Raw genomic sequence first — 22,640 nt, forward strand, 5'->3', positions numbered from 1 at the left:
TCACCCAGTGGGGTTAAGGAGATAGTAAGGAGGATTTTCAGCAAATGATTTGTTGTAGTGAGAATGCTTGTTTTAGATCAAACAATTTTTGTGTGGGTATTTGTTTTTATGAACCAGCTCAAAAAAATGCAGCCCATTGATCATTTTTTACATAAAATCAAACGCATACCTCTTTATAGGTAGCAGATATCGTGAACTACAGTGTGACGCTTCATGAAAGAGTTAAATCTGAGGTAGATGCCACTTTTCAATTTCAGCAAGTGAAATGTTTTTTTGGTTAAAGAAATGATGTTTTAAGTTAAAAAAATGTAAGGCCAAATGTACTATTTTAAATTTATTTTCCTGATTTATTAATTATTTATATTCTGCTGCCGATACCCTGAGCTCGGTTCAGTCATGCTGAGTTTAAGGTGAAAGAACCGAAGATATCTCTGATTAAGTCAACATGTTTTGCCCTAGCAAACACACAGGAAAAGGAATTATGTGGTTTTACAGATTTAAACACGCGTTTATTGCGTTGTTGCTCCCATGGCTACTGGCCGTCACTATTCAGCTAGCGGGAAGAGTCTATCTTCTAACGGACTATTGCCACCCGGAATTATTGGCAAGTTCATCAATTGATATACGGCGTATGTTTTTGATTGGTGGACTATTTGATATTCGTATCGCGAGTTTGATGTTTGTACCGTGTTTATTGATTGCGGGTCTACTCGCACTGGGTAAAAACAGCTTTAAGCTTTGGCAGCGCGCCTGGCCTTGGCTCGCAACGATTCTTGGTACATTAATAACAATACTTACCGTCGGCAATATTTTCTATTACGCGACCTACCAGAGGCCAATTGATATTTTCATTTTCGGTCTGGTAGAAGATGATACGACCGCGGTGCTGAAAACCTTGTGGAGCGATTATCCGGTTATTCGCAGCATTATTTGTCTTATTCTGGTGGTGGCCGCAATTTTATGGATTTGTCGCCGTTGGCAGAAAAAAATAAGCACTTGGCCTGAACAACGCCACTGTCTAGCCGTATCGGCCATATCAACGCTGGTTATCCTCGCAATGAGTTTTGTGGGCACGCGCGGTTCGTTGGGTACATTCCCTCTACGGCAGTCCGATGCACAGATTTCAGATGTCACTTTATTAAATATGCTGACACCAAGTGGCCCGATAGCGCTAACTTGGGCAATCAAAGCCCACCGGGAATATAACAACTTTTCTCAAGCAACCGACAAACAGGGAGAAGAACTGTTCAGTCAGTTTTTTGCTACTCCTACCGAGGCAGGCCTTAAGCAATTTATGGCTCAAACTGGCCCTAACCCTATCGCGAAAAAATCGCCACCTAATGTTGTTTTCGCTGTTATGGAAAGCATGGGATATTACCTTGAAGGTTATGATCGCGAGGATCGTGATGTTTTCGGCGCGCTAAAACAGCACTGGCAAACTGACTGGCGTTTTAGCCGTTTTATCTCCGAAGGGAATGGCACGATTGATAGCCTAAGCCGCTTTTTCGTTCGTAGCCCAAATAATAACATTAGCCAATCAAGCGCTCAAGATACTGATTTTTATAGCAATATGTTTAAACCCTTTATTGCTAACGGATATAAAATTATTTTCGTTACGTCGGGTAATGGCTCTTGGCGCAATCTAAATCAGTTCCTACCTCACTTGGGCGTAAGTGAATTTGTTGAACAAAATGGGTTGAAAAAGCGCTATCCCGAAGCTGAAACCGGCACCTGGGGTGTACCTGATGAATTTATGTTCCGTTATATCGAGGAACGTTTAGCACAGGCCGACAAAGAAGGTGAACATGTATTCATCATGTCGATGTCAACCTCTCATCATCCCCCGTTCAAAGCACCGAAGAGTTACCTAAAGACGGACATCAAATTATCCGATGCCGAAAAACACAGACTGAACAATCTGGCCAGCGGAAAACAGCTAGAGGAAGTATTCCATACGCTACGTTACACCAATGATCAGTTAGGACAATTTATTAGCTGGGTAAAACACCAGCCATTGGGTGAACACACGATTATTGCTGCAACGGGTGATCATAATATCCGTGGTATTAGCTATCCTGATACTGCCGAACTGGCACTGAGTTACGCGGTTCCATTTTATCTTTATGTACCCAATAATTATCGCCAGAACAGTCATTTTGATGCATCCCGGGTGGGCAGTCATAAAGATATCTGGCCTACGCTATATCAGCTTAGTTTGTCAGAAGCACCGTATTACCGAACGGGTTGCGACTTATTGTCTGAGAAACCAGACCCTCTATGGTGCCAGGGCTATAACCCTAATCTAATGATCACCCAACAGGGGGCTTTCAGCTTATCGGGTAAAGGGGAGTTCCATCGGTGGGTTGATAAAGAGGGATTATTGCTAGCCGCACCTCAGCCGATGAATGAAGATCAGGAAAAAACCTTTAATCGCTGGCAGGCATTTACGCCGCTATTGTCTTGGCAATTAAACAAACAGGTTCAGGAACGGAAATAGCAGCAATATAAAATATTTGCAGCGGCAAGGTCCAAGGATGGACCAAATAATAAACATAGTCTGCGTACATGCCACTTGAGGTATAACCGGTATAAACAGTATTGCCGCTGAACGTCGGAGACCGACGAAACAAAACATCTGACCTGCTTGTCACGCTGAGAAATACGGAATGATTATTTGGGAAAGGGACTGAAAAGATAAGAAACACTAAGAGAAGATGGCGGAGGAGGAGAGATTCGAACTCTCGAACGGTTTCCCGTCGACGGTTTTCAAGACCGTTGCCTTCAGCCACTCGGCCACCCCTCCGCAACGAGCCGAACTATAAACAGAGCTCTGCCGCTTGTAAAGCTTGTTTGTGTTTAATCGGGCAAAAAGCCACCATCTGATTATTGAATGATGAATTAATCGTCATAGTGATGATTCACTGTACAACCGCAGCATAGCCCGCTGTGGCTCAATTGCCCCGCGGTCACTTTACGGGGCTAAAGCATAGACTTCTTTGGGATATAGACAAATATTTGCTAAATTAGCAGTCGTTTCATTGATGGGATAACTGAGGTTGTATGTTGGAGTTTGAAGGACGCACGATTGAGACCGATGCACAAGGTTACCTGAAAGACAGCGCCGACTGGCGTGAAGCTCTGGCCCCAATACTGGCTGAACAAGAGGGCATCACACTCACCGAACCTCACTGGGAAGTGGTGCGTTTTGTGCGGGCGTTTTATCAGGAATTCAATACATCACCGGCAATCCGCATGCTGGTCAAAGCCATGGCGCAAAAATACGGTGAAGAAAAGGGCAATAGCCGCTACCTCTATCGTCTCTTTCCCAAAGGGCCAGCAAAACAAGCAACAAAAATTGCCGGTTTGCCAAAGCCAGTGAAATGTATTTAATACTGATGCACCCTGCTGGTGGGTCGGCTAATAGCGGATTTTAAATGTCTCAAATGGAGTGGATGGATAAGGCTCGGTCAGCAGACGATCAACCCTCGCCCCCCGTGGCCCACCCTGCTTAATCCACTCCATGAGTTGCTCGACCGCATGTTGTTCGCCATAAGCCACAACTTCTACACTACCGTCATCGCAATTACGGGCATACCCCGTGACCCCAAGCGCCAGTGCTTGTTGTTGTGTGTTATAGCGAAACCCCACACCTTGAACGACGCCATAAACATAAGCAGCAGTGCATACTTTTGCCATATCAGTTCCTCATCTATTGTGACTTTTTCCCATGATGCGTGGTGGCATTTGCTGTATTGCCATTGGCAAAATTACTTTCTGCCGACTCTAACTCTTTAGATAAGAAGTAATTAAGGAATGTTCGGATCACAGCAATGATGGCCAGTTTGATCAATTCCTCCATGCTAGGGTTAATTGTCGTCGCCAAGATATCAGCCGCTAATTGGAACTCTAGCGCCAATGCCAGCCAGGTACCAAAACGCGTTCTCATTAAGTGGAGTATCGACTGATTCTTAAAATTTGTTATTGCTGTGGGCAGGGATTTTACCAGCCCGACAAAAACACAAATCACAGACAAAAATTCCAGGAGAAGCTGTAGTGACTGGGAGAGATAAATGATGATTTCTTTTATGTTTTCCAACAGAATTGGCCTCTATTTCTCGCCGTTCTTTTGCTTTAAATGGAACGAAAAACGTGACTGGAAATAGGATTTAACCTGTTCTTCCATTGAATGAATTTTTTGGTCAATACTGTTACAAAGAAACTCATCGCTATTCATCGCCTCAACTCGCTGAAGCGCAATTAAATCAATTTCTTCTTTTTGTTTTTCGGTGAGTTCTACGTGAGTTTGCTTATTTGTCATGATGCTATTCCTACTATCAATAAAGGTTGAACAGAAAAAGTAATTATAGCTCTATGAATATGTTAGTGAAAAAAATTTCTACCTTTCTATCGAATGTGGGAGTGCGGTCGATAAGAAGCTAAGCTGCTTAAGGGCGTGTCAGCTATCAAAGCTGTCGTGGTAGTGAGTGACATGATATTGCTATATCATTGTGACCTTATTTTGATTGATAATGACTTATCAATTTCAACTATTTGATTTTAAAAGAATATTACAATGCGCCTATTTCTTGCTAGAGGACGTGAAAAATCCTTACTTCGCCGCCATCCATGGATTTTCTCTGGAGCCGTTCAACACCTTGAAGGCAAAGCACTTTCCGGTGAGACCATCGATATTCTTGATAGTCAGGGGAAATGGCTTGCCCGCGCGGCCTACTCGCCTGAGTCACAAATTGTGGCGCGAGTCTGGACGTTCCAACAAGATGAAGTGATCGACCGCGAATTCTTTGTTCGCCGTTTACAGCAGGCGCAGAGCTGGCGCGATTGGTTGGCACAACGTGATGGCTTGAATGGCTATCGTCTCATTGCCGGTGAATCTGACGGCTTGCCGGGTATTACCATTGACCGTTTCCAAAACTTTCTGGTGTTGCAATTGCTGTCGGCAGGTGCGGAATATCAACGCGCCGCGCTGGTCAGTGCATTACAACAGTGCTATCCGGAATGCTCTATTTATGACCGTTCCGATGTTTCGGTGCGCAAAAAAGAAGGTTTGCCACTCACTCAGGGCACCCTCTCTGGCGAAATGCCCCCTGCACTGTTACCGATCACTGAACACGGTATGCAATTGCTGGTAGATATTCAGCAAGGTCATAAGACAGGTTTTTATTTAGACCAGCGAGACAGCCGTCTGGCGGCGCGTAATTACGCCGATGGCCGCCGTGTTCTGAACTGCTTCTCGTATACTGGAGCCTTTGCCGTGGCAGCGCTAATGGGGAATTGCCAACACGTTATCAGTGTTGATACTTCACAATCCGTGTTAGATATCGCTAAACAAAATGTTGAGCTAAACCAGTTAGACCTGAGCAAAGCCGAGTTTATTCGTGATGATGTATTCCAATTGCTGCGCAACTATCGCGCACAAGGGGAAAAGTTTGACATGATCATCATGGACCCACCGAAATTTGTGGAAAATAAAAGCCAACTGGCCAGTGCATGCCGCGGCTATAAAGATATCAATATGTTAGCGATACAGCTTTTACGCCCAGGCGGCATCTTGTTAAGTTTCTCCTGTTCTGGTTTGATGCCTATCGATTTATTCCAGAAAATTTTAGCCGATGCTGCGTTAGATGCAGGTCATGATATACAATTTATAGAACAGTTCCGTCAGGCTGCGGATCACCCGGTCATCGCGACATATCCAGAGGGTTTGTACCTGAAAGGGTTTGCGTGTCGGATAATGTGACTTGAAATGCCCTGCGTTGCCCTCATATAGAAAGCAGCGTAATAGTTTCCCAGGAGGTTATCATGATCGCGAGCAAATTCGGTATCGGGCAGCAGGTTCGCCACCGCCTCCACGGCTACTTGGGTGTAGTGATTGATATCGATCCGGAATATTCGCTTGAGCCACCAGCACCCGATGAGGTTGCTAACAATGATACTTTGCGTTCGTCGCCTTGGTATCACGTGGTGATTGAAGATGATGAAGGGCAACCGGTACATACTTACCTGGCTGAAGCACAACTGACTTATGAAGATATAGATGCTCACCCTGAACAACCTTCATTAGATGAATTGGCTGCTTCTATCCGCCATCAGTTGCAAGCCCCACGTCTGCGCAACTAAACCTTAAGACTTCTTGATAAAACCCGGCACAGGTTGTCGGGTTTTTTATCGGCGAAATTCACAGCTATTGATGTAAAAAAACCTTACTCTTTTTCTAATCCTAATCGCGGAATTTCAATTTTAGGGCAGCGATCCATCACCACCTTTAACCCGGCATCTGCTGCTAATGTTGCAGCCAGCTCATTGATAACACCGATTTGTAGCCACAACACCTTAGCTCCGATAGCAATAGCTTCCTGCGCAACACCATATGCCGCGTCTGTATTACGGAATACATCAACCATATCAATAGGATAAGGAATATCGGCTAATTCAGCATAAACCTGCTGACCCAATAACGTTTTTCCTGCCAGTTTAGGGCTGACGGGGGTGACCTGATATTCCTGCTCTAACAGGTAATTCATCACTCCATAACTGGGCCGCGCAGGGTTATCGCTGGCCCCTACTAATGCAATGGTCTTAACCTGTTGGAAAATGTCAGCAATGTCTTTATCGTGCATTTTTCAGTTCCTCTGATGCGCTAAAAGAATATTCCAATCCATTTGCATCCGGATGGATTGACCCATATTAGGCGACATCTCAGTGTATATCATTCAGAAAACCGATGATAAACGCCGTCTAATTGATTTTATTTAATAGTTATAGAACTAATAGCTGTTAGATTGGCTCTTTTATCTTTAGAATTCATCGAGATAAAGACAACATATTTATACTGAATGTTTCAAAAAGTAAATAAATATGGGCAACTGGAAAGACTTTGACACATAATCTAGCGTGTCTGACAATGTCAGTGGATATCACCTCAGGAGTAGCACATGAAATTTGGTCTGGTGGTCACAGGGATTTTGGCCGTTTGCTGTAGTGCTTCAGCTATAGCCACGACCTTAAAACTCGCGCCGGAAATTGACCTATTGGTGGTCGATGGCAAAAATATGTCAGGTTCTTTACTTAAAGGGGCTGATAGCCTGGAGCTGAATAGCGGCCAGCATCAAATTCTATTCAAAGTGGCCAAACCTCTCCCGACTGATCCAAAAGTGTTGTATTCCTCCCCCCCCTTAGTGGTGGTGTTTAACACCCGGAATATCCGGTCAGTGGCGATAAAATTACCTGTAATCGAGACTGAGCGAGAGGGTATCAAGTTTTCTAAAACCCCGTCATATCAGCTAATTGGTGATAACGGGCGGCCATTATCGGTACGCCATGATGTATTGCATCAGGATAATCTTAATACTGCGGCCACCCTTGAAACAGCCATGGCAACTTATAATGTCGGGCAATTCAGTGCTTCAGTCCCCTCTTTTGCTACCATCCCGCCCTCACCGGTGAGCGCTGTACCGGGAACCACTATTGCGGTTGCAGGAACGAATGCCCCACAAAAAACCACCAATTTACAGGGTGAAAACGTAGCAGAACAGATGCTGCAATATTGGTTCTTGCAAGCCGACGCAGACACTCAGCAGCGTTTCCTGTTATGGGCTAAAAAACCACCCGCGAAGTAATCGGTTAGGCCAGGATCGTTTTTAAACATCAGGTTATGCTTGCTTCCTCGCATTTCTTTGCGTTACTGCTATGCACAAATTCGCCATTTCAGTAATCTGTCTGCAAACCGCTGACATTGTATGAAAGGAAAAGTTGATGGAACTCACCACCCGCACTATTGCGGCATGCAAGCATATTGCCCTTGTTTCCCACGACCATTGCAAAAAGTCACTGCTCGAATGGGTCATGCAAAACAGAGATCTGTTGTCACAGCACAAACTTTATGCAACGGGCACCACCGGAAAACTGGTACAAAAGGCAACAGGCATTAATGTCCTCTGTCTACTCAGTGGCCCAATGGGAGGGGATCAAGAGGTGGGGGCGCTGATATCTGAGAAGAAAATTGATATTTTGATTTTCTTCTGGGACCCACTCAATGCCGTCCCACATGACCCTGATGTTAAAGCCCTGCTACGCCTGGCAACCGTCTGGAACATTCCGGTTGCGACCAACCGCTCTACCGCCGATTTCTTGATTGGTTCCGATTTATTTAGCAGCGAAGTGACCATTGCCATCCCGGATTATGATAGCTACTTACAGCAACGCCTGAAATAATCATGACACCCGGGGTGATAACACCTCCGGGGTTCATTTTGTCTAAGAAGCGGCCCATATTAGCTAGGGTTTACGCTGAGTCGGTACCCCTAACTCGCTAAGTTGACGAACAAAAATAGAAGGATTAGCGGCATCTTGCAGTAACCAGACTTGATGTTTTGCCCGTGTCATAGCGACATAAAGTAAGCGCCGTTCTTCCGCATCAGGGAAATCTTCTGGGGCCGGTAACAGCACATCCTCCAAAATTGACTCGCGCGCCACAGCCGGAAAACCATCATTTCCTTCGTGTAAACCCGCAATAATCACATAGTCTGCCTGTTGGCCCTTACTGGCATGGATCGTCATAAAATCAATGATTAATTTTGGCCAGCGAGTGGCTGCTTTTTGCAAAATTTCTGGCCGTAAATGGTGATAACGAGCCAAAATAAGAATCCGCTCATCATCTTTGACAAAGCCACTTAACTTATCCAACAGCGGTTCAAGCTGCTCACTCGGTAAGATGACGACCGATTTTTTATTCCCCTGACTCAAGCTATTCAGGGGTTTCTTCAGTTGATAGGGATTCTGCTGAATAAACTGGTTAGCAATCTCACCAATTCTGTCATTAAATCGATAGGTCGTATCCAATGCACATTCAGCGCCTTCACCAAAATTCTGGCTGAAAGCGGTGGTAAGAGAGAGCTCCGCCCCACTGAAACGGTAAATTGCCTGCCAATCATCCCCAACCGCATACAGGCATGTTTGCTTATTTTGTTTACGTAAAGCGGTCAATAGCATGGCTCGCTGTGGTGAGATATCCTGAAACTCATCGACCAAAATGTGCTTCCACGGGCTGACAAAACGCCCCTTTTCCAGCAAATTGACGGCTTGATGAATCAACCCGGAGAAATCAACCGCGCCCTCTTCTTTTAGCGCCGCTTTCCATGCTTTTAGTAACGGCGCCATTAGCCGTATACGTTTTTGGAAGAGAGCACGCACTTCGTCATCAGCCTGTTCAATCATTTCAGCCTGACTACCGCCATGCATACGCATCAAACCTAACCAGCGCTCAAGCCGCCCGGCCAGTCGGGCTGCCAGCCGTGAATCATGCCAAAACTCACCATCACCAATACTCCATTCCAACTCGTCGGTTAGCCATTCGCGCCACCCTTTAGCCTGTGCCTTTTTCTCGCTGCACTGCTGCTGCCAATGCTTAATCAGCAGAGCACGTCTGGCCTTGCTGTCTGATTCAAGCTTACTTATTACTGGGGTTTTACGGCTACCTTGCTGGATTATCTGCAACGCCAGTGCGTGGAAAGTTTTGGCTTGAATATCATCAACACCAAGGCGTTGCTTGATGCGGCTATTCATTTCATCGGCGGCCTGACGACCAAAAGCGAGCAGTAAAACCTGCTCAGGCAGAGCTTCATTGCGGCGCAGTAGCCAACCTGCTCGCGCGACCAATACGGAGGTTTTACCACTGCCGGCACCGGCCAGCACCAAGACCGAATCCTCACCGTTGACGACAGCTCGACTTTGCGACTCATTCAAGGGCGAAGTTTCAACGCTCTGGAAGAAATCGTGATGTTCCTCCAGCATGCGATGAGTCCACTGCTGGTTGCGGCGGTCAACACTCCGGTTACCCTGTTCCAGCCAGCGCAAGCAAAGCTCATAATCTATGCGGCAAGAATCAAATTCAATTAAACGCTGAACAGGCATCGGTAGTGATGTAAAAGCCTCACGGATAGATGCTTGAACCTGACTTAACTCGCTGCGTTTAAACCATTTATCCTGCTGTTCAATTCGCTTAATCAATTCAACTTGTTTATGTAAAACGTCAACACAAACCAGGCTCATCTCCTCACTCCATTGTTGCCAGATACCCAGTAAATGATGATAGAAACGCTGAGTTTCCTGCCATTCGGTGCCATGTAAACGTACAACTTGTTGATTCGGAAGCTCAAACTCCATTTCGCCCCAAACAATACCGCGCTTACATTGAATGTTAACCAACTGGTTAAAAGGAATCAGGTATTGATGTTTATCACCGCATACTTCAATGCCCGCATTCAGCAAGCGAACCCGGTTATAGGGGTGCTGAGCCAAATGCTTGCCAAAAGATGTCGCTTTAAGTTCCATATCTGCGCGCCATAACTCGTATTAAGTGAATTGAAATAACATGATGGAGTGTAAATAAAATAATTGAGTTTAAACAACAGGTATCCGATAGTTAACAAAGGAAACTAACCGGCGCTATGTGTATAGAATAGATGGCACCGGCTTCACTCATCCGCATTGCGGTTTTTTTATTCAGCTAGGCAGATTAATCACTATGCGTACTGTACTGAATATTCTTAATTTTGTTTTAGGTGGTTTTTTCACCACGTTGGGCTGGTTATTGGCCACCGTGGTCAGCGTCATCCTGATTTTCACCTTACCATTAACGCGCTCTTGCTGGGAGATCACTAAGTTATCATTTCTTCCGTATGGCAATGAGGCGATCCATGTCAATGAATTATATCCAGAAAAAAGTAATCCTCTGCTATCCGCGGGGGGGTCTTTACTGAATATCGTTTGGTTTGTTTTATTTGGTTGGTGGTTATGTTTATCACATATTGCAACAGGGATTGTTCAATGTATCACCATAATTGGGATTCCTGTCGGGATTGCCAATTTTAAGATTGCTGCTATCGCATTATGGCCTGTGGGTCGCCGTGTCGTTTCTGTTGAAATGGCGCAACAGGCGAGAATCGCTAATGCTCAACGCCAGTATCAGCAACGCTGAATTTTCTGTTTTTAGAGGTTTTTTGTGCTCACTTTCGTCACTGGTTTACGCCGTTATATCTACAATAGCAGCCTGCTTTACCATGTTCGTATATTTATCGCGTTGGTGGGTGTAACGGCGGTTCCATGGTGGATTGATCAGCCCAAACTGACAATCCCCTTAACTCTGGGTGTCGTAGCCGCAGCATTAACTGATCTTGATGACCGCCTGGCAGGGCGGTTACGTAATCTATTTATTACGTTGATTTGTTTTTTTATCGCATCAGCCTCTATTGAGCTGTTATTTCCTTATCCTTGGTTTTTTGCCATCGGCCTGACCTTTTCAACCTGCGGCTTTATTTTGCTAGGTGCCTTAGGCCAACGTTATGCCACCATCGCCTTTGGCGCATTATTAATAGCCATTTACACCATGTTGGGTACTTCTATGTACCATATATGGTATCAGCAACCCCTGTTACTGATACTCGGAGCTGTTTGGTATAACGTTTTGACTTTATGTGGGCACCTTATTTTCCCTATCCGCCCTTTGCAGGATAATCTCGCCCGCTGCTATCAACACCTGGCCCACTATCTTGAAGCCAAAGCCAATCTCTTTGATCCTGATATAGAATCAGATGTTAATCAACCACTTATCTATGTCGCAATGGCTAACGGCACATTAGTCTCGACATTGAACCAGGCCAAAGCCTCACTGGTTACGCGACTGAAAGGTGATCGAGGCCAGCGCGAAACTCGACGCACCCTCCACTATTATTTTGTTGCGCAAGATATTCATGAACGCGCCAGTTCATCACATGTTCAATATCAAGTATTGCGAGAAAAATTCCGCTACAGTGACGTGTTGTTCCGCTTTCAACGTTTGCTCAACATGCAAGCCAGAGCCTGTATGCAACTGTCGCAATCTATTCTGATGAGACAGAAATATCAGCATGACCCGCGTTTCGAACGAGCATTTACCTTCCTGGATGCCGCATTGGCCAGAGAATTAGCCCAAAACGAGAATGTTCCACAAGTTAAAGCGCTGTCCCATCTACTTAAAAACCTGCGCGCCATTGATGCCCAATTGGCTGGCATAGAATCAGAACAAGTATTAGCTGAAGGCCCACAACCTGAAAGCCGCTTATCTGACGATCGCCTCACCGGATGGAGCGATATCAAATTACGTATTAGCCGCCACCTGACTCCGCAATCTGCCCTCTTCCGTCATGCTGTGCGCATGTCCGTGGTGCTCTGCGTCGGTTATGCATTTATTCAACTGACTGGCATGCGCCATGGTTATTGGATTTTGCTGACCAGTCTTTTTGTCTGCCAGCCCAACTATAATGCAACCAGACGCCGCCTGGCGCTGCGTATTATTGGTACCTTAGCAGGCATCCTTATCGGGTTGCCCATCCTGTATTTTGTGCCGTCTATTGAGGGGCAGTTAATCCTGATAGTCATTACTGGCGTACTCTTTTTTGCTTTCCGCAATGTTCAGTATGCTCATGCGACGATGTTCATTACTTTGTTGGTTTTGCTCTGTTTTAACTTACTCGGGGAAGGATTTGAAGTTGCCGCACCGCGAGTATTTGACACGCTGCTTGGTTGCGCTATTGCCTGGGTTGCGGTGAGTTTTATCTGGCCTGACTGGAAATTCCGCCAACTTCCCGCCGTGGTTCAAAAAACACTTAACGCAAATTGCCGTTATCTCGATGCTATTTTAGTACAATATTACCAAGGTAAAGATAATAGCCTGCCCTACCGTATTGCCCGGCGCGATGCACATAATTGCGATGCTGAATTAGCGTCTGTTATTTCAAATATGTCCGCGGAGCCAAAGAACGACAAACAAACTCAGGAAGCGGCATTTCGTTTACTTTGCCTCAACCACACCATGCTGAGTTATATTTCTGCATTAGGCGCTCACCGTGAGAAACTGACCAATGCTGCCACGTTGAATTTACTCAACGATGCTATTTGTTATGTTGAAGGCGCTCTTGAGCAAGAGCAACTCGACAGTACAAAGATGGCACAAGTATTAGCAGGCTTATCAACCCGGCTACAGAGTTGTAATCCTGAGCCGGAGAGCAAAGATCAATTGGTTTTACAACAGATTGGCTTATTGCTCGAATTATTACCTGAGCTTAGTGAACTTAATAAACGCATTGGCCAGACTGGCTAATTAAATTTCGGGGCAGTTTCCATCACTGGCCCTTCTCTTTCTCTATATTGTTTCATATTGCCCGACATCGGCCGACCGAATGTGTATTTCAAACCATTCAATTAGCTCGCTGCGCATTATTAGCGGCAACACGGCACAGTGGTGGCCACTTATCGCCCCCGCGAGAGCCAATAAGATATTGACGCCTAATGTGCGCCTCAGCGTGCGTATCTTCAGATAACAACGCTTAGCCCCTTCAATCTTCAGCTCTGCCGCACTCTGGATACCGACTTTCCATAATAGCCGCTCAAGGCTGGCACTGAGATTGGGTAAATCTTTCAAACGAACGGGAGGACATTTTTTACTTAAAACTTCGGATTTAGCCCCTTGATAAGCCTGTTTTGCACAATGGCGTAATGCAAGGTCATCATCCCATAATGCCGAGTCAACCCAATAATAACGTAGTGAAACAGGAAGGCCGCGTTTGGCATAAACAAGATTAATCATCCCTCTGGTGCGGAATAAGTTTTCGACCAAATCATTAGCACGTAAATACAACTCCCCTTCTGAAACTACCGCAAACATAATGCTATTGGCTAACAGGCCATAACCGCCAAATTGTGAGCGGACTGTGATCTGCCCCAAAAAATCAAAACGGCACTGAGCCTGCATTATTTTGTTCTCAGATACTTTTTTCATCACTACTCCTTTAGTAAAAATCCGATCCAACGTCCCTTTTCAGTTGTAATAAATGTAAGAGGAACAACTAATTAGAAAATACGCAATATGGATATCCGAGCCAAACACAAAATCAGCTTTCACGTATTTACATCGCAATAATGCGAAGCGCCTTGTAAAAATTAAGTTGATCTTCGAACAAACAGTGACTACTGTATATACATACAGCACACCACAGGCGAGGTTCATAATGCGTACTCAATCACTAAAACCTTATAATGCTAATTATCGCTCTCTTATTACCCCTGACACACAGGAAAGAGTTAATGCACCAACAGATAGTGGCTGTTATGGGTCACTAAGAATGAGAAATAAAGGTAGATAGGGATTTGGCGAAAATAAGCGGGATTTCGCGGGTATGCAATCGAGGAATGGTGCGGCTTGTGGCGCTATGTTGTAGATTAACCCTATAAAGAAGATACATTATTCAAAATGAGAAAATACTCTCAGGTACGGATTATGATTCACTTATTATGATAAATAGAGGGACTACGTAACTCACCGTTTAAAACATTTTTAAACAGCCTTTATACAACGGGCTAATGCGGCCCCTCATCCAGCTTGTTTGTCACTTGGTTTGTGGCCAGAGGCTAACAACTGTTGCTTTTCGATATCCACTAAAATCTTTTGGCGATCCTGGGCTGGCAGTGAGTCATACAGCATTCCCATAGCGATCGCATGATGCGATATGCCCAATCTCTCAGGAAGATCATCAGGCCAAGGGAATTGTGAAGGGGTTGGTTTACTGGCAGATTGAATGGATGTTAGTAATACACCAATACCTTGTCTGTAAACCTTATCAATTATGGCCTCTCGTTCATTTGGCGTCATTCTACTGAGAAACTCTAGCCATGCTTGTTGTTGGGTCTCAGTCACCGATTGGGACTCATCCTGGGGGCATTCATTGAGCTGGGAGGATATACCATTGCTGGCTGTATCTCCGCCATTTGCTAACCACTCGATAGATACTTCGCATTTTTCCGCGAGGATAGCTAATCTGTCTAATGATGGATATGTCTTACCTGACAAGTAGGCACGTATGACAGCCTCAGACATACCGCATCTTTTAGCTAGACTATTACCTGACTCTTTCCCCATTGCCTCTCTCAATCTATCCTTAAATCGAGCTATTCCATTGCGTATAAAAACACGAGATGTGTTTTTCTCAGAAACATCATGTTTTTCCTTCTCTTCCCCAGTCATATAGCGCCTCACGATTTAAAATAGCGATTCGCATAAAAACACGGACAAAGATTGACTTCGTGTTTTTATGCGATATATTTGTATGCATACCGATAACGCGCGTGTGTTATCGGCCTGCATACAAACCAGTGAGGATCGCATGATGGGTGAGCAAGCGCAAGGTAGCCTTGATTGGCATCGCGCAAAAATACGCGCTGAGTTAGAAATTCGGGGTACAAATCTACGCAAGCTGTCACGTGAAGCCGGATTGAACCAAGATACCTTACGGAATGTGTTAGACCGTAAGTGTCCGAAATATGAGCAGATGGTTGCTGATGTTATCAAGGTTTCGCCAGCGGTGATCTGGCCAAGCCGTTATCCACAACAGATTACGGATTGAACCAATGGATATTTGGCTAACAGCACAAGAATGCGTCGGTCTGCCGAATATGCCGACGGCACCCTTCAATATCAGTAATCGTTTGAAAAAGAATGCCACTGAGAGCCAGATGCGCAAGCGTCAAGGTTCAAAAGCAATTGAGTACCATATTAATTGCTTATCGCCGGTTGCCAGGTCAATGGTATTGAAAGCCCGTGGTGCGGTTGAAATTAATAACAAACCTTTTTTCTTACCGAAATCTGAGCCGGTTAATAACTATTGTCGTGAGCTTTTGTGGCGTGATTGGGATATAGCAACAGAAAAGCAACGCAATGCTGCGCAAAAGAAAACCGAGGCTGTTCAGGCGGTGGCGACATTGACTGACACAGGCATTGATGTTGTTACTGCCTTTGATGCTGTGGCTGAAACGCATGGTGCTTCTGTAGCTTCAATTCGCCGCTGGTACTACACAGCACGTAAATTCGCCCGTGAAGACTGGATGGCGGCTTTGATTGGCCAGTACGGGAAAAGCATTGAAGCACGGAAAAAGAAAGAAGCTGATTGTGATCAGGAAGCCTGGGATTTCTTTTTAGCAGATTTTCTGCGTCCCGAGCGTCCAGCTTTCCGCACCGCATTTGCTCGATTGGAAGAAGTTGCGCTTTCTCATGGCTGGATGATTCCAAGCATGTCTTCTATGCGCCGTAAGATGGAGCGCGAAATCCCCGTTGAACAGCGAGTTCTCTTACGCGAAGGGCAACATGCTGTCATGCGTCTTTACCCAGCTCAAGAGCGTACTGTTGCTGACCTATCCGCCATGGAATGGGTAAATGGCGATGGATATCAACATAACGTATTTGTTCGTTGGCATAACGGCGAAATACTGCGGCCGAAAACATGGATTTGGCAAGATATACGCACCCGTAAAATATTAGCTTGGCGTACAGATGTAAGTGAGAACTCTGATTCAATTCGGCTTTCACTTTCCGACTTGATAGAAAACTACGGTATACCGCAACAACTGACCATTGATAACACCCGCGCAGCGGCAAACAAGTGGCTTACGGGTGGCGTTCCTAACCGTTATCGATTCAAGGTTAAAGAAGATGACCCTATGGGGATTATCCCATTGCTAGGTATCAAACTGCATTGGACTAGCGTCCTATTTGGCCGTGGTCATGGTCAGGCTAAGCCAGTAGAACGTGCGTTCTCGCATGGTGGCTTGGGCGAAACGGTAGATAAACATCCTTTATTATCAGGCGCTCATACCGGCGATAACCCAATGGATAAGCCCGATAATTACGGTGAACGGGCCGTTGATGCCGATATATTCCTCAAGGCATTAGCTGAGGGGATAGCTTTTTGGAATCGTCGCCCTAATCGCCAAACCGAGATTTGCCGTGGTGTTATGTCGTTTGATCAGGCGTTTGAAGAAAGCTATCAGCAGAGCCTAATTCGCAAGGCTACCGCTGAACAGCGCCGCCTATTGTTGTTGCCAGCAGAAGCGGTTCGAATCAGTGAATCTGGCACCTTTGTCATGGAAGCCGGTGGGAAAATTAATCAGCGTCGTAACCGTTATTACAGTGAGCGTCTGATTGGCATAAAACCGAATAAAGTCATTATCCGTTTTGATCCACAAAACCTGCATAACAGCGTTCTGTGCTACACGCTGGATGGCAGATTTATTGGCGAAGCTCAATGTATTGAAAATGTAGGCTTTGGTGATACTCAAGCGGCGCGTGAACATAAACGAAATCGCACTCAATTTATTAAACGAACTAAAGAAGCGGCAGCAGCACAAAAAAGAATGTCTACGCTGGAAGCCGCAGAACTTATGCCTGATACCGTTCCACCCGCCCCGCCAGAGTCAAGGGTGGTAGAAATCTTACGCCCTAATGGCAATACCATGAGGCGGCAATTAGTGGAGGAAGATATTGACGCAGATGAATCAGAAGAAGCCTTTGGTAATGCAATAACACAGCTTTATAGCGCATTTCAAAATAAACAGATTTAACGGAGATATATAATGAGTAACGTAATTGATTTAGAACAACAGCAAGAAAAAATTGCCGATATTCGGGAAACTATTCGCACTATTGTTGACAGCTCTGACGTCACTTATGCTGCAGTTTCGCGTGAAGTTGGTATTTCAACCGGCTCTATTTCACAGTTTATGAAAGGTGAATATAAGGGTGACAATCATAATATCGCGACTAAATTAAGCGTCTGGCTTGATAACCGTAAACGCCGTACCACTGAAATGCCAGCAGCCCCTGATTTCATTGAAACCCGCACAGTAAAACAAATTTGGAATGCGCTGCAATATTCACAAATAGCACAATGCATCACAGTTATTTATGGCAATTCTGGTGTAGGGAAAACGCGCTCTTTGCAGCAGTTCGTTGCCGACCGTCCTAACGTCTGGCTAATTACGGTTTCACCATCCCGCGCCAGCCTCAGTGAGTGTCTATATGAGCTGGCACTAGAAATTGGTATTGGTGATGCCCCTCGTCGTTCCGGTCAATTAGGTCGCGCTATTCGTCGCAAATTACGTGGAACAAATGGTTTAATTATTATCGATGAAGCTGACCATCTGGAATATCCGGTATTAGAAGAACTGCGTATTTTGCAGGAAGAAACCGCTGTTGGTCTGACATTGGTTGGTAACCATCAGGTATATAGCAAGTTAACGGGCGGTAATAGCCGCAATATGGACTTTGCTCGTTTATTTAGCCGTATAGCTAAAAAGGTTTCTATCCTAAAAACTAAAAAGGCTGATGTTGATGCCATCGCCGATGCTTGGGGCTTATTTGATAAAGCTGAACGTGAACTGATTCAGGTTCTATCAGAGAAACCAGGCGCATTACGGACTATTTCACACACTTTACGGTTAGCGTCTATGTTTGCCACAGGTAGCAATGAAAGGCTATGTGAAAAGCATATTCGTGATGCGGTAAAAGATTTAGAGGGCATTTCAATATGATTAATCCAACCAAATTGGTTAATGCGCTTGGCTGGCTGCAACGCCGAAATGTTGAAATTAAACATGTTAACGTTAGCCGTTCTCGCCCTATCGTGGAAGTGAAGGCCCCCGATGCTGACCTTAAACGTAAGGCGCACAACTATCACGCAGTCTCAGCCGCAACGATTCAAGGTTGCATCATCTACTGGAGATAGGAAATGAGTAAAATAAAAATAATGACTATTAAAACGGATATTTATATTACAGAGAACGAAGGTATTAAACAGGAAATAAGTTCAAGTAATCATCCTGCTGCAAAAGTTTTCGCAACTGAATATTTAAATAAATTTGTTAATGTCCAGCCGTCAATTATCGAAGATGTGGTGAAAAAGGTTGGTGAAAGTATGTTTGCGAATTCCAATGCTAACAAAAAACATTGAGGCACAATATGAATAAAGAAATCGAACAATCTGGCTATCGTCGGAATGGCCAAGGCTATCTTGTACCTGAAAATCTAATTCGGCCTATTGATAATCTGCGTGACGATACGGTGTTAAGTATTGTTGAAGCGGCTAAGGCGCTGCGCGTGGCCATGGCAGCTTTCAAAGCTGCATCAATGAAGCAAATAGAGGACTTCATTGACTTGTCATCCAAAGAGTACGGTGTGGAATATGGTGGCACCAAGGGCAATGTGACACTGCCGAGCTTTGATGGCCAGTTTAAAATCTTGCGTGCTGTAGGTGACCATCGCGTATTCGATGAGCGCATTCAGGCGGCAAAGAAACTGATTGATGACTGTGTAACTGAGTGGTCAGATGGCGCAGATGACAAAATCAAAGCCCTAGTGGACCATGCTTTCCGTGTCAATAAACAGGGCCGCATTGATATAAATGAGGTTTTAAGATTACGTCAGGTTGATATTGATGATCCGCGCTGGCTGGAAGCGATGGATGCTATCGCTGATTCAATCCAGATTAGTGGCACCAGCCAGTATTTGCGGATTTATGAGCGCCAGCCAAATGGTAAATATGTGCAAATCAGCTTAGATATCGCGGGGGTTTGAATGAACGCTAAAGAGTTTAATAAAAAATATCCTGTTGGTAGTGGCTTTATTTATCAGCCCAATAAAGTATTACGGGGTGGTAAAGCCGTCAGAACAGTTGCACCAGCGAGTGACTTTAATCAGGGAGTTATTGTTGAAATAAGTCTTGAGCCTTGGTTTGCCAATATTAAGGCATTAACCCCCGCAGGGTAATTTAGAACTTTATTAAATCACTTTAAATATGGCGTAAACCCGTCAGGGCTGGCTTACGCCTAAATCAAGAGGTATCAATATCATGGAAGTTAATAACCCCGAATTAAAAGATATTTTGGTACACATAGTGGAATGGCATAAAAACCGTGTATCAAATTGCCAAACCATTTTGGACCATAACGATGCTGACCTTAGGTTCGATGGTTTTGAAAAGGTATTACCGGCTGACTCCATAGAGGCTAAATGGTTACGTATTGGAGTAGGTATTGCGTTAGACCAGTTTAAAACCTGTCCGATTGTTCTTTCTCATCATAATGAAACCGAGGAAGAAAACGATGAATAAGCCTCAACTTATACGCTTAATCCATATTGCTAAGGCGCAATTAAAACTTGATGACGATACTTACCGAGTATTGCTGGCCAATGCCGCCAATGGCAAAACAAGCTGCTCTGTGATGTCTCATCAGGAACTGCAAGATGTGTATTCCGAGTTCCAGCAACGGGGGTTTAAACGTCGTTTCAAGAAACCTACACCCCGCGTTAAACCCAATTCAAAAGGCCTTTCACGGGCTGCTGAAATTCCTAAAATTCGGGCCGTTTGGAACACCATGTTTTTACATGGATTTGTCGGTAGTGATGATGAACTGGCACTGAACGCCTATGTTAGACGCATGACCTCGCAGCTCAATAAAGGTGTAGGCGTTGCCGAAGTGGGTTGGCTTGATGGCTTGCTGGCGTTCCGTGTGCTTGAGTGCATCAAACAGTGGCATATCCGGCTTATGCTCGAATCAATGGTGGCTCGCCGTAAAGCTCTGCCTGTTAACCCTATGACCGGTGATGAGTCGCGTGATTATCCCGTTATTGCAAATGCCTATGAGGCCAGCTTATGAAACTCAGCCGTTGCCCTATTTGTCACACTGATTGGCATCTTGAGGCTTTATGTGAAGATGATGCCAGCCGCCAACTTCTGAAAATAATTGCAGACCTACCTGGTAGCTGTGCGCGGCATCTTGTTGCTTATATCGGTCTATTTCGCCGTGAAAAATCCAACCTGAGTAATAGTCGCGCCCTCAAGTTGGCATCTGAGGTATTGGAGCTTTACGCGCCAGGTCGCGTTCTTGCTCATGCGCTCAGTGAAACAGTTGAGCGTATTCGTGAGAAACGCGCACTTGGGGATAAAAAACCGTTATCAAATCATAACTATTTGAAAACGGTCTATCAGTCATCCGAACAGATATTCGCACAATCCAGCAATATTGCTGCCCGTGAAAAAAACGCTGCTAACAATGTGGTCGATCATGAGCGTCGGCGTGATGAATACTTGAGCCATATGAATCGGCTTGGTCAAGATGTATCAACCATGCCTGGCGGGAAAGAGTGGTTAGCGCGTAATCGAGGTGAGCAAAATGGCTGATAACTTAGAGCTATTCGACGATAGTCAGGATGATTCTATTCTGGAACATTTGGAAGGGGGAGATTCTGAACGTGGTCGTTTCCCTGAATTATTGAAACAGATAAATGAACTGTTGCGCTGTGAGTTGGAACGGTTGGGCGGTAACGGTAAGCATTCATTGGAATTGGTAGTAGCCATCAGCAAGCAGATTGGCGGTAGTCAGGTCTATTTTCCGCGCGGTCAGGTGTTAGAGGACTTGGTACGTGATATGCGTATCTGGCGCGATTTTGATGGGCATAACATTCATGAACTGGTTGAGCGCTATCATGTAACTTATAAAACAGTGTATAAAGCTATCCGACGGATGAGAAAGTTAGAAAGCAAGAAAAGACAACCGGAACTATTTTAAGGAGCAATGGACATGTTTGTGACTAAGCTGATCGGTCTTTTATTAGCGTTATCATTCAGTATGAGTCTTGCTATTGCTGACACGCGCTTACCGGATGAAAATACACTAATTAAACGCTTTGAGTCATTAGGATTGGTTAAGGCCGATAAGTGGAAAAATGCTGAAGCCCCGGATAGCACAGCAATAAAAAGTGCGCGGGTTGGTAGCGACGTCTACTCTATCGCTGATGATTCAGTTACTGTATTCAGTCTTATTTCAGAGAAAAATACGGACACTGAAGCACAGCATGTTGTTGACGTTTGTTTGAAGTTAGCAGAAGTCGCTATGCAAAATGTTACTGTAGATGCTTCAAACAAAATTAAAGGACTAATTCAACAGTCAGCGCTTAATCTCAACGAAGGCTCCGACCTTGTTGATGGCTATAACTTCACCACACAATATTTGTCTATCGGTAATGTCCCTGCATTAGCCTGTATGGTTGAAGGGTTTGTTACCTGGAATTAAAACAATAAAAATACAATGAAGCCGGTTAATCCGGCTTTTTTTATGCCCGTAGCACACTGGAACAAATACCGGATTAACCGGTTTCCATGTTCCAGAGGTGCAAATGAACGCTGTTATTTCCTCCCCTGCATTACTTCATGCTATCGCTTTTGTTCTTGGCTCCGAAGGAGGCTATGTCAATGACCCTACGGACAAAGGTGGAGAAACCCATTGGGGGATCTCCGATAAACGTGATGGTTTGGCTGATGGCATGACCGATGTTGATGGTGATAGCAAACCCGACACGCGCATCAAAGACCTCACGTTAGACCAGGCCACGCAAATTTATTACCGCGACTACTGGTATCCCTCCTACTGCCCTAGTTGGCCAGATGGCATTTCCCTGCTGGTCTTTGATTCAGCGGTACAGCATGGTGTCAAAAAAGCCCTTTGTCTGCTACAAGAGGCTGCGGGGGTTGTGGCTGATGGCATTGTTGGCCCTAAAACCACCGCCGCTGTTATCAGTGCTGATCCTGAGTGGCTGTTAACTCGCTACCTCCTACGCCGCAGCCGCTATTACGCGGAAATCATTAAATCCAATTCTTCCCAGGCTAAATATCTGAACGGTTGGTTCAATCGTTTGGATGCGGTTGCTAACGCTTGTTGGGAAGTTGTGGGCGGCTCTCATTCAGTAACCCGAAGCTAAT

General features: G+C 45.0%; 27 protein-coding genes, 1 tRNA gene and 1 pseudogene. 21 read left to right on the forward strand and 8 right to left on the reverse strand.

The features are described from left to right. Nucleotides 1-481: 481 nt before the first annotated feature. Nucleotides 482-2,497, forward strand: coding sequence for an LTA synthase family protein (locus ACNSO8_RS22925; protein WP_418396032.1), 2,016 nt, complete (start codon nucleotides 482-484; stop codon nucleotides 2,495-2,497). Between the two features lie 218 nt (nucleotides 2,498-2,715). On the opposite strand, the gene ACNSO8_RS22930 is transcribed toward ACNSO8_RS22925, so the two are convergent. Beyond that, a tRNA-Ser gene (locus tag ACNSO8_RS22930) sits at nucleotides 2,716-2,803 on the reverse strand. Between the two features lie 257 nt (nucleotides 2,804-3,060). Between ACNSO8_RS22930 and tusE the strand changes: the two genes are divergently transcribed. Beyond that, the gene (tusE, locus tag ACNSO8_RS22935) at nucleotides 3,061-3,390 is read left to right on the forward strand and encodes a sulfurtransferase TusE (protein ID WP_418396033.1); all 330 of its coding nucleotides are present in this window, start codon (nucleotides 3,061-3,063) and stop codon (nucleotides 3,388-3,390) included. A gap of 27 nt (nucleotides 3,391-3,417) precedes the next feature. Here the strand turns inward: tusE and yccX are convergent, their stop codons facing one another. Genes yccX through ACNSO8_RS22950 form a run of 3 tightly spaced genes read right to left on the reverse strand, consistent with a single transcriptional unit; the run spans nucleotide 3,418 to nucleotide 4,318 of the window. Next, nucleotides 3,418-3,696 carry an acylphosphatase gene (gene yccX / locus ACNSO8_RS22940; RefSeq protein WP_418396034.1) on the reverse strand — a complete coding sequence of 93 codons (279 nt, stop codon included), beginning with the start codon at nucleotides 3,694-3,696 and terminating at the stop codon, nucleotides 3,418-3,420. Nucleotides 3,697-3,709: 13 nt separating this feature from the next. Then, a complete protein-coding gene (locus ACNSO8_RS22945; RefSeq protein WP_418396035.1) occupies nucleotides 3,710-4,096 on the reverse strand; it encodes a DUF1622 domain-containing protein in 387 nt (128 codons plus the stop codon). A gap of 12 nt (nucleotides 4,097-4,108) precedes the next feature. After that, a complete protein-coding gene (locus ACNSO8_RS22950; RefSeq protein ID WP_418396036.1) occupies nucleotides 4,109-4,318 on the reverse strand; it encodes a hypothetical protein in 210 nt (69 codons plus the stop codon). Between the two features lie 249 nt (nucleotides 4,319-4,567). Here ACNSO8_RS22950 and rlmI point away from each other — a divergent pair, with 249 nt between their 5' ends. Together rlmI and hspQ are read left to right on the forward strand one after the other, a co-directional pair. Further along, nucleotides 4,568-5,758 carry a 23S rRNA (cytosine(1962)-C(5))-methyltransferase RlmI gene (gene rlmI, locus ACNSO8_RS22955; protein WP_418396064.1) on the forward strand — a complete coding sequence of 397 codons (1,191 nt, stop codon included), beginning with the start codon at nucleotides 4,568-4,570 and terminating at the stop codon, nucleotides 5,756-5,758. A 62-nt stretch (nucleotides 5,759-5,820) separates the two neighbouring features. Further along, on the forward strand, nucleotides 5,821-6,138 hold the full coding sequence (gene hspQ / locus ACNSO8_RS22960; RefSeq protein ID WP_418396037.1) for a heat shock protein HspQ: 318 nt from the start codon (nucleotides 5,821-5,823) through the stop codon (nucleotides 6,136-6,138). An 83-nt stretch (nucleotides 6,139-6,221) separates the two neighbouring features. Here the strand turns inward: hspQ and ACNSO8_RS22965 are convergent, their stop codons facing one another. After that, on the reverse strand, nucleotides 6,222-6,638 hold the full coding sequence (locus tag ACNSO8_RS22965) for a CoA-binding protein (RefSeq protein WP_418396038.1): 417 nt from the start codon (nucleotides 6,636-6,638) through the stop codon (nucleotides 6,222-6,224). Between the two features lie 315 nt (nucleotides 6,639-6,953). Here ACNSO8_RS22965 and ACNSO8_RS22970 point away from each other — a divergent pair, with 315 nt between their 5' ends. Both ACNSO8_RS22970 and ACNSO8_RS22975 read left to right on the forward strand, forming a co-directional pair. Continuing rightward, nucleotides 6,954-7,637: a DUF2057 family protein gene (locus ACNSO8_RS22970; RefSeq protein ID WP_418396039.1), complete on the forward strand. Its 684-nt coding sequence runs from the start codon at nucleotides 6,954-6,956 to the stop codon at nucleotides 7,635-7,637. A 136-nt stretch (nucleotides 7,638-7,773) separates the two neighbouring features. Then, nucleotides 7,774-8,232 carry a methylglyoxal synthase gene (locus ACNSO8_RS22975; RefSeq protein ID WP_418396040.1) on the forward strand — a complete coding sequence of 153 codons (459 nt, stop codon included), beginning with the start codon at nucleotides 7,774-7,776 and terminating at the stop codon, nucleotides 8,230-8,232. Nucleotides 8,233-8,295: 63 nt separating this feature from the next. On the opposite strand, the gene helD is transcribed toward ACNSO8_RS22975, so the two are convergent. Continuing rightward, nucleotides 8,296-10,350, reverse strand: coding sequence for a DNA helicase IV (helD, locus tag ACNSO8_RS22980; protein WP_418396041.1), 2,055 nt, complete (start codon nucleotides 10,348-10,350; stop codon nucleotides 8,296-8,298). A gap of 193 nt (nucleotides 10,351-10,543) precedes the next feature. On the opposite strand from helD, the gene ACNSO8_RS22985 reads away from it, so the two are divergent. Further along, nucleotides 10,544-10,996 (forward strand): YccF domain-containing protein, encoded by a 453-nt coding sequence (locus ACNSO8_RS22985; RefSeq protein WP_050106342.1) that lies wholly within the window; start codon nucleotides 10,544-10,546, stop codon nucleotides 10,994-10,996. Nucleotides 10,997-11,020: 24 nt separating this feature from the next. Then, entirely contained in the window at nucleotides 11,021-13,156 is a 2,136-nt protein-coding gene (gene yccS, locus ACNSO8_RS22990) for a YccS family putative transporter (RefSeq protein ID WP_418396042.1), read from the forward strand. Between the two features lie 42 nt (nucleotides 13,157-13,198). Here the strand turns inward: yccS and ACNSO8_RS22995 are convergent, their stop codons facing one another. Next, a complete protein-coding gene (locus tag ACNSO8_RS22995; RefSeq protein ID WP_418396043.1) occupies nucleotides 13,199-13,834 on the reverse strand; it encodes a TfoX/Sxy family DNA transformation protein in 636 nt (211 codons plus the stop codon). 229 nt (nucleotides 13,835-14,063) lie between these two features. On the opposite strand from ACNSO8_RS22995, the pseudogene ACNSO8_RS23000 reads away from it, so the two are divergent. After that, nucleotides 14,064-14,159 (forward strand): annotated as a pseudogene (locus tag ACNSO8_RS23000) (cell division inhibitor SulA); the annotation flags it as partial. 266 nt (nucleotides 14,160-14,425) lie between these two features. Here ACNSO8_RS23000 and ACNSO8_RS23005 read toward each other — a convergent pair. Next, on the reverse strand, nucleotides 14,426-15,076 hold the full coding sequence (locus tag ACNSO8_RS23005) for a helix-turn-helix domain-containing protein (RefSeq protein ID WP_418396044.1): 651 nt from the start codon (nucleotides 15,074-15,076) through the stop codon (nucleotides 14,426-14,428). Nucleotides 15,077-15,158: 82 nt separating this feature from the next. Between ACNSO8_RS23005 and ACNSO8_RS23010 the strand changes: the two genes are divergently transcribed. The 12 genes from ACNSO8_RS23010 to ACNSO8_RS23065 all read left to right on the forward strand — a co-directional run bounded on the left by ACNSO8_RS23010 (nucleotide 15,159) and on the right by ACNSO8_RS23065 (nucleotide 22,639). Further along, nucleotides 15,159-15,455: a helix-turn-helix domain-containing protein gene (locus tag ACNSO8_RS23010; RefSeq protein WP_418396045.1), complete on the forward strand. Its 297-nt coding sequence runs from the start codon at nucleotides 15,159-15,161 to the stop codon at nucleotides 15,453-15,455. 4 nt (nucleotides 15,456-15,459) lie between these two features. Next, the gene (locus ACNSO8_RS23015) at nucleotides 15,460-17,445 is read left to right on the forward strand and encodes a transposase domain-containing protein (RefSeq protein WP_226719012.1); all 1,986 of its coding nucleotides are present in this window, start codon (nucleotides 15,460-15,462) and stop codon (nucleotides 17,443-17,445) included. Nucleotides 17,446-17,457: 12 nt separating this feature from the next. Then, a complete protein-coding gene (locus tag ACNSO8_RS23020) occupies nucleotides 17,458-18,414 on the forward strand; it encodes an AAA family ATPase (RefSeq protein WP_083167562.1) in 957 nt (318 codons plus the stop codon). 197 nt (nucleotides 18,415-18,611) lie between these two features. Then, complete coding sequence (locus ACNSO8_RS23025; RefSeq protein WP_057630010.1) at nucleotides 18,612-18,833, forward strand: hypothetical protein; 222 nt, start codon at nucleotides 18,612-18,614, stop codon at nucleotides 18,831-18,833. 8 nt (nucleotides 18,834-18,841) lie between these two features. Continuing rightward, entirely contained in the window at nucleotides 18,842-19,456 is a 615-nt protein-coding gene (locus ACNSO8_RS23030; RefSeq protein ID WP_221872379.1) for a DUF3164 family protein, read from the forward strand. Next, nucleotides 19,457-19,648: a hypothetical protein gene (locus tag ACNSO8_RS23035; protein WP_083167555.1), complete on the forward strand. Its 192-nt coding sequence runs from the start codon at nucleotides 19,457-19,459 to the stop codon at nucleotides 19,646-19,648. An 82-nt stretch (nucleotides 19,649-19,730) separates the two neighbouring features. After that, on the forward strand, nucleotides 19,731-19,991 hold the full coding sequence (locus tag ACNSO8_RS23040; RefSeq protein ID WP_167311059.1) for a hypothetical protein: 261 nt from the start codon (nucleotides 19,731-19,733) through the stop codon (nucleotides 19,989-19,991). Then, nucleotides 19,984-20,538 (forward strand): gp16 family protein, encoded by a 555-nt coding sequence (locus ACNSO8_RS23045; protein ID WP_226719017.1) that lies wholly within the window; start codon nucleotides 19,984-19,986, stop codon nucleotides 20,536-20,538. The genes ACNSO8_RS23040 and ACNSO8_RS23045 overlap by 8 nt, the downstream gene beginning before the upstream one ends. Then, the gene (locus tag ACNSO8_RS23050; RefSeq protein WP_408549244.1) at nucleotides 20,535-21,062 is read left to right on the forward strand and encodes a hypothetical protein; all 528 of its coding nucleotides are present in this window, start codon (nucleotides 20,535-20,537) and stop codon (nucleotides 21,060-21,062) included. The genes ACNSO8_RS23045 and ACNSO8_RS23050 overlap by 4 nt, the downstream gene beginning before the upstream one ends. Next, nucleotides 21,055-21,450 (forward strand): Mor transcription activator family protein, encoded by a 396-nt coding sequence (locus tag ACNSO8_RS23055; protein WP_050131260.1) that lies wholly within the window; start codon nucleotides 21,055-21,057, stop codon nucleotides 21,448-21,450. The genes ACNSO8_RS23050 and ACNSO8_RS23055 overlap by 8 nt, the downstream gene beginning before the upstream one ends. A gap of 12 nt (nucleotides 21,451-21,462) precedes the next feature. Next, the gene (locus ACNSO8_RS23060; RefSeq protein ID WP_226719021.1) at nucleotides 21,463-21,954 is read left to right on the forward strand and encodes a hypothetical protein; all 492 of its coding nucleotides are present in this window, start codon (nucleotides 21,463-21,465) and stop codon (nucleotides 21,952-21,954) included. 103 nt (nucleotides 21,955-22,057) lie between these two features. Beyond that, nucleotides 22,058-22,639 carry a glycoside hydrolase family 108 protein gene (locus ACNSO8_RS23065; RefSeq protein WP_418396046.1) on the forward strand — a complete coding sequence of 194 codons (582 nt, stop codon included), beginning with the start codon at nucleotides 22,058-22,060 and terminating at the stop codon, nucleotides 22,637-22,639. Nucleotide 22,640: the final 1 nt, after the last annotated feature.

This window comes from Yersinia sp. LJYL362, assembly GCF_048323875.1.

Coding starts and splice junctions, on each gene's coding strand:
- hspQ (WP_418396037.1), top strand. CDS start 5,821: ATGATCGCGAGCAAATTCGGTATCGGGCAGCAGGTTCGCCACCGCCTC.
- ACNSO8_RS22975 (WP_418396040.1), top strand. CDS start 7,774: ATGGAACTCACCACCCGCACTATTGCGGCATGCAAGCATATTGCCCTT.
- ACNSO8_RS23015 (WP_226719012.1), top strand. CDS start 15,460: ATGGATATTTGGCTAACAGCACAAGAATGCGTCGGTCTGCCGAATATG.
- ACNSO8_RS23050 (WP_408549244.1), top strand. CDS start 20,535: ATGAAACTCAGCCGTTGCCCTATTTGTCACACTGATTGGCATCTTGAG.
- ACNSO8_RS22965 (WP_418396038.1), bottom strand. CDS start 6,638: ATGCACGATAAAGACATTGCTGACATTTTCCAACAGGTTAAGACCATT.
- ACNSO8_RS22985 (WP_050106342.1), top strand. CDS start 10,544: ATGCGTACTGTACTGAATATTCTTAATTTTGTTTTAGGTGGTTTTTTC.
- ACNSO8_RS23065 (WP_418396046.1), top strand. CDS start 22,058: ATGAACGCTGTTATTTCCTCCCCTGCATTACTTCATGCTATCGCTTTT.
- ACNSO8_RS23030 (WP_221872379.1), top strand. CDS start 18,842: ATGAATAAAGAAATCGAACAATCTGGCTATCGTCGGAATGGCCAAGGC.
- ACNSO8_RS23035 (WP_083167555.1), top strand. CDS start 19,457: ATGAACGCTAAAGAGTTTAATAAAAAATATCCTGTTGGTAGTGGCTTT.
- yccX (WP_418396034.1), bottom strand. CDS start 3,696: ATGGCAAAAGTATGCACTGCTGCTTATGTTTATGGCGTCGTTCAAGGT.
- helD (WP_418396041.1), bottom strand. CDS start 10,350: ATGGAACTTAAAGCGACATCTTTTGGCAAGCATTTGGCTCAGCACCCC.
- ACNSO8_RS22970 (WP_418396039.1), top strand. CDS start 6,954: ATGAAATTTGGTCTGGTGGTCACAGGGATTTTGGCCGTTTGCTGTAGT.
- ACNSO8_RS23025 (WP_057630010.1), top strand. CDS start 18,612: ATGAGTAAAATAAAAATAATGACTATTAAAACGGATATTTATATTACA.
- ACNSO8_RS23060 (WP_226719021.1), top strand. CDS start 21,463: ATGTTTGTGACTAAGCTGATCGGTCTTTTATTAGCGTTATCATTCAGT.
- ACNSO8_RS22925 (WP_418396032.1), top strand. CDS start 482: ATGTGGTTTTACAGATTTAAACACGCGTTTATTGCGTTGTTGCTCCCA.
- ACNSO8_RS23055 (WP_050131260.1), top strand. CDS start 21,055: ATGGCTGATAACTTAGAGCTATTCGACGATAGTCAGGATGATTCTATT.
- ACNSO8_RS22995 (WP_418396043.1), bottom strand. CDS start 13,834: ATGAAAAAAGTATCTGAGAACAAAATAATGCAGGCTCAGTGCCGTTTT.
- ACNSO8_RS23010 (WP_418396045.1), top strand. CDS start 15,159: ATGCATACCGATAACGCGCGTGTGTTATCGGCCTGCATACAAACCAGT.
- tusE (WP_418396033.1), top strand. CDS start 3,061: ATGTTGGAGTTTGAAGGACGCACGATTGAGACCGATGCACAAGGTTAC.
- ACNSO8_RS23045 (WP_226719017.1), top strand. CDS start 19,984: ATGAATAAGCCTCAACTTATACGCTTAATCCATATTGCTAAGGCGCAA.
- ACNSO8_RS22950 (WP_418396036.1), bottom strand. CDS start 4,318: ATGACAAATAAGCAAACTCACGTAGAACTCACCGAAAAACAAAAAGAA.
- ACNSO8_RS23040 (WP_167311059.1), top strand. CDS start 19,731: ATGGAAGTTAATAACCCCGAATTAAAAGATATTTTGGTACACATAGTG.
- ACNSO8_RS23020 (WP_083167562.1), top strand. CDS start 17,458: ATGAGTAACGTAATTGATTTAGAACAACAGCAAGAAAAAATTGCCGAT.
- ACNSO8_RS23005 (WP_418396044.1), bottom strand. CDS start 15,076: ATGACTGGGGAAGAGAAGGAAAAACATGATGTTTCTGAGAAAAACACA.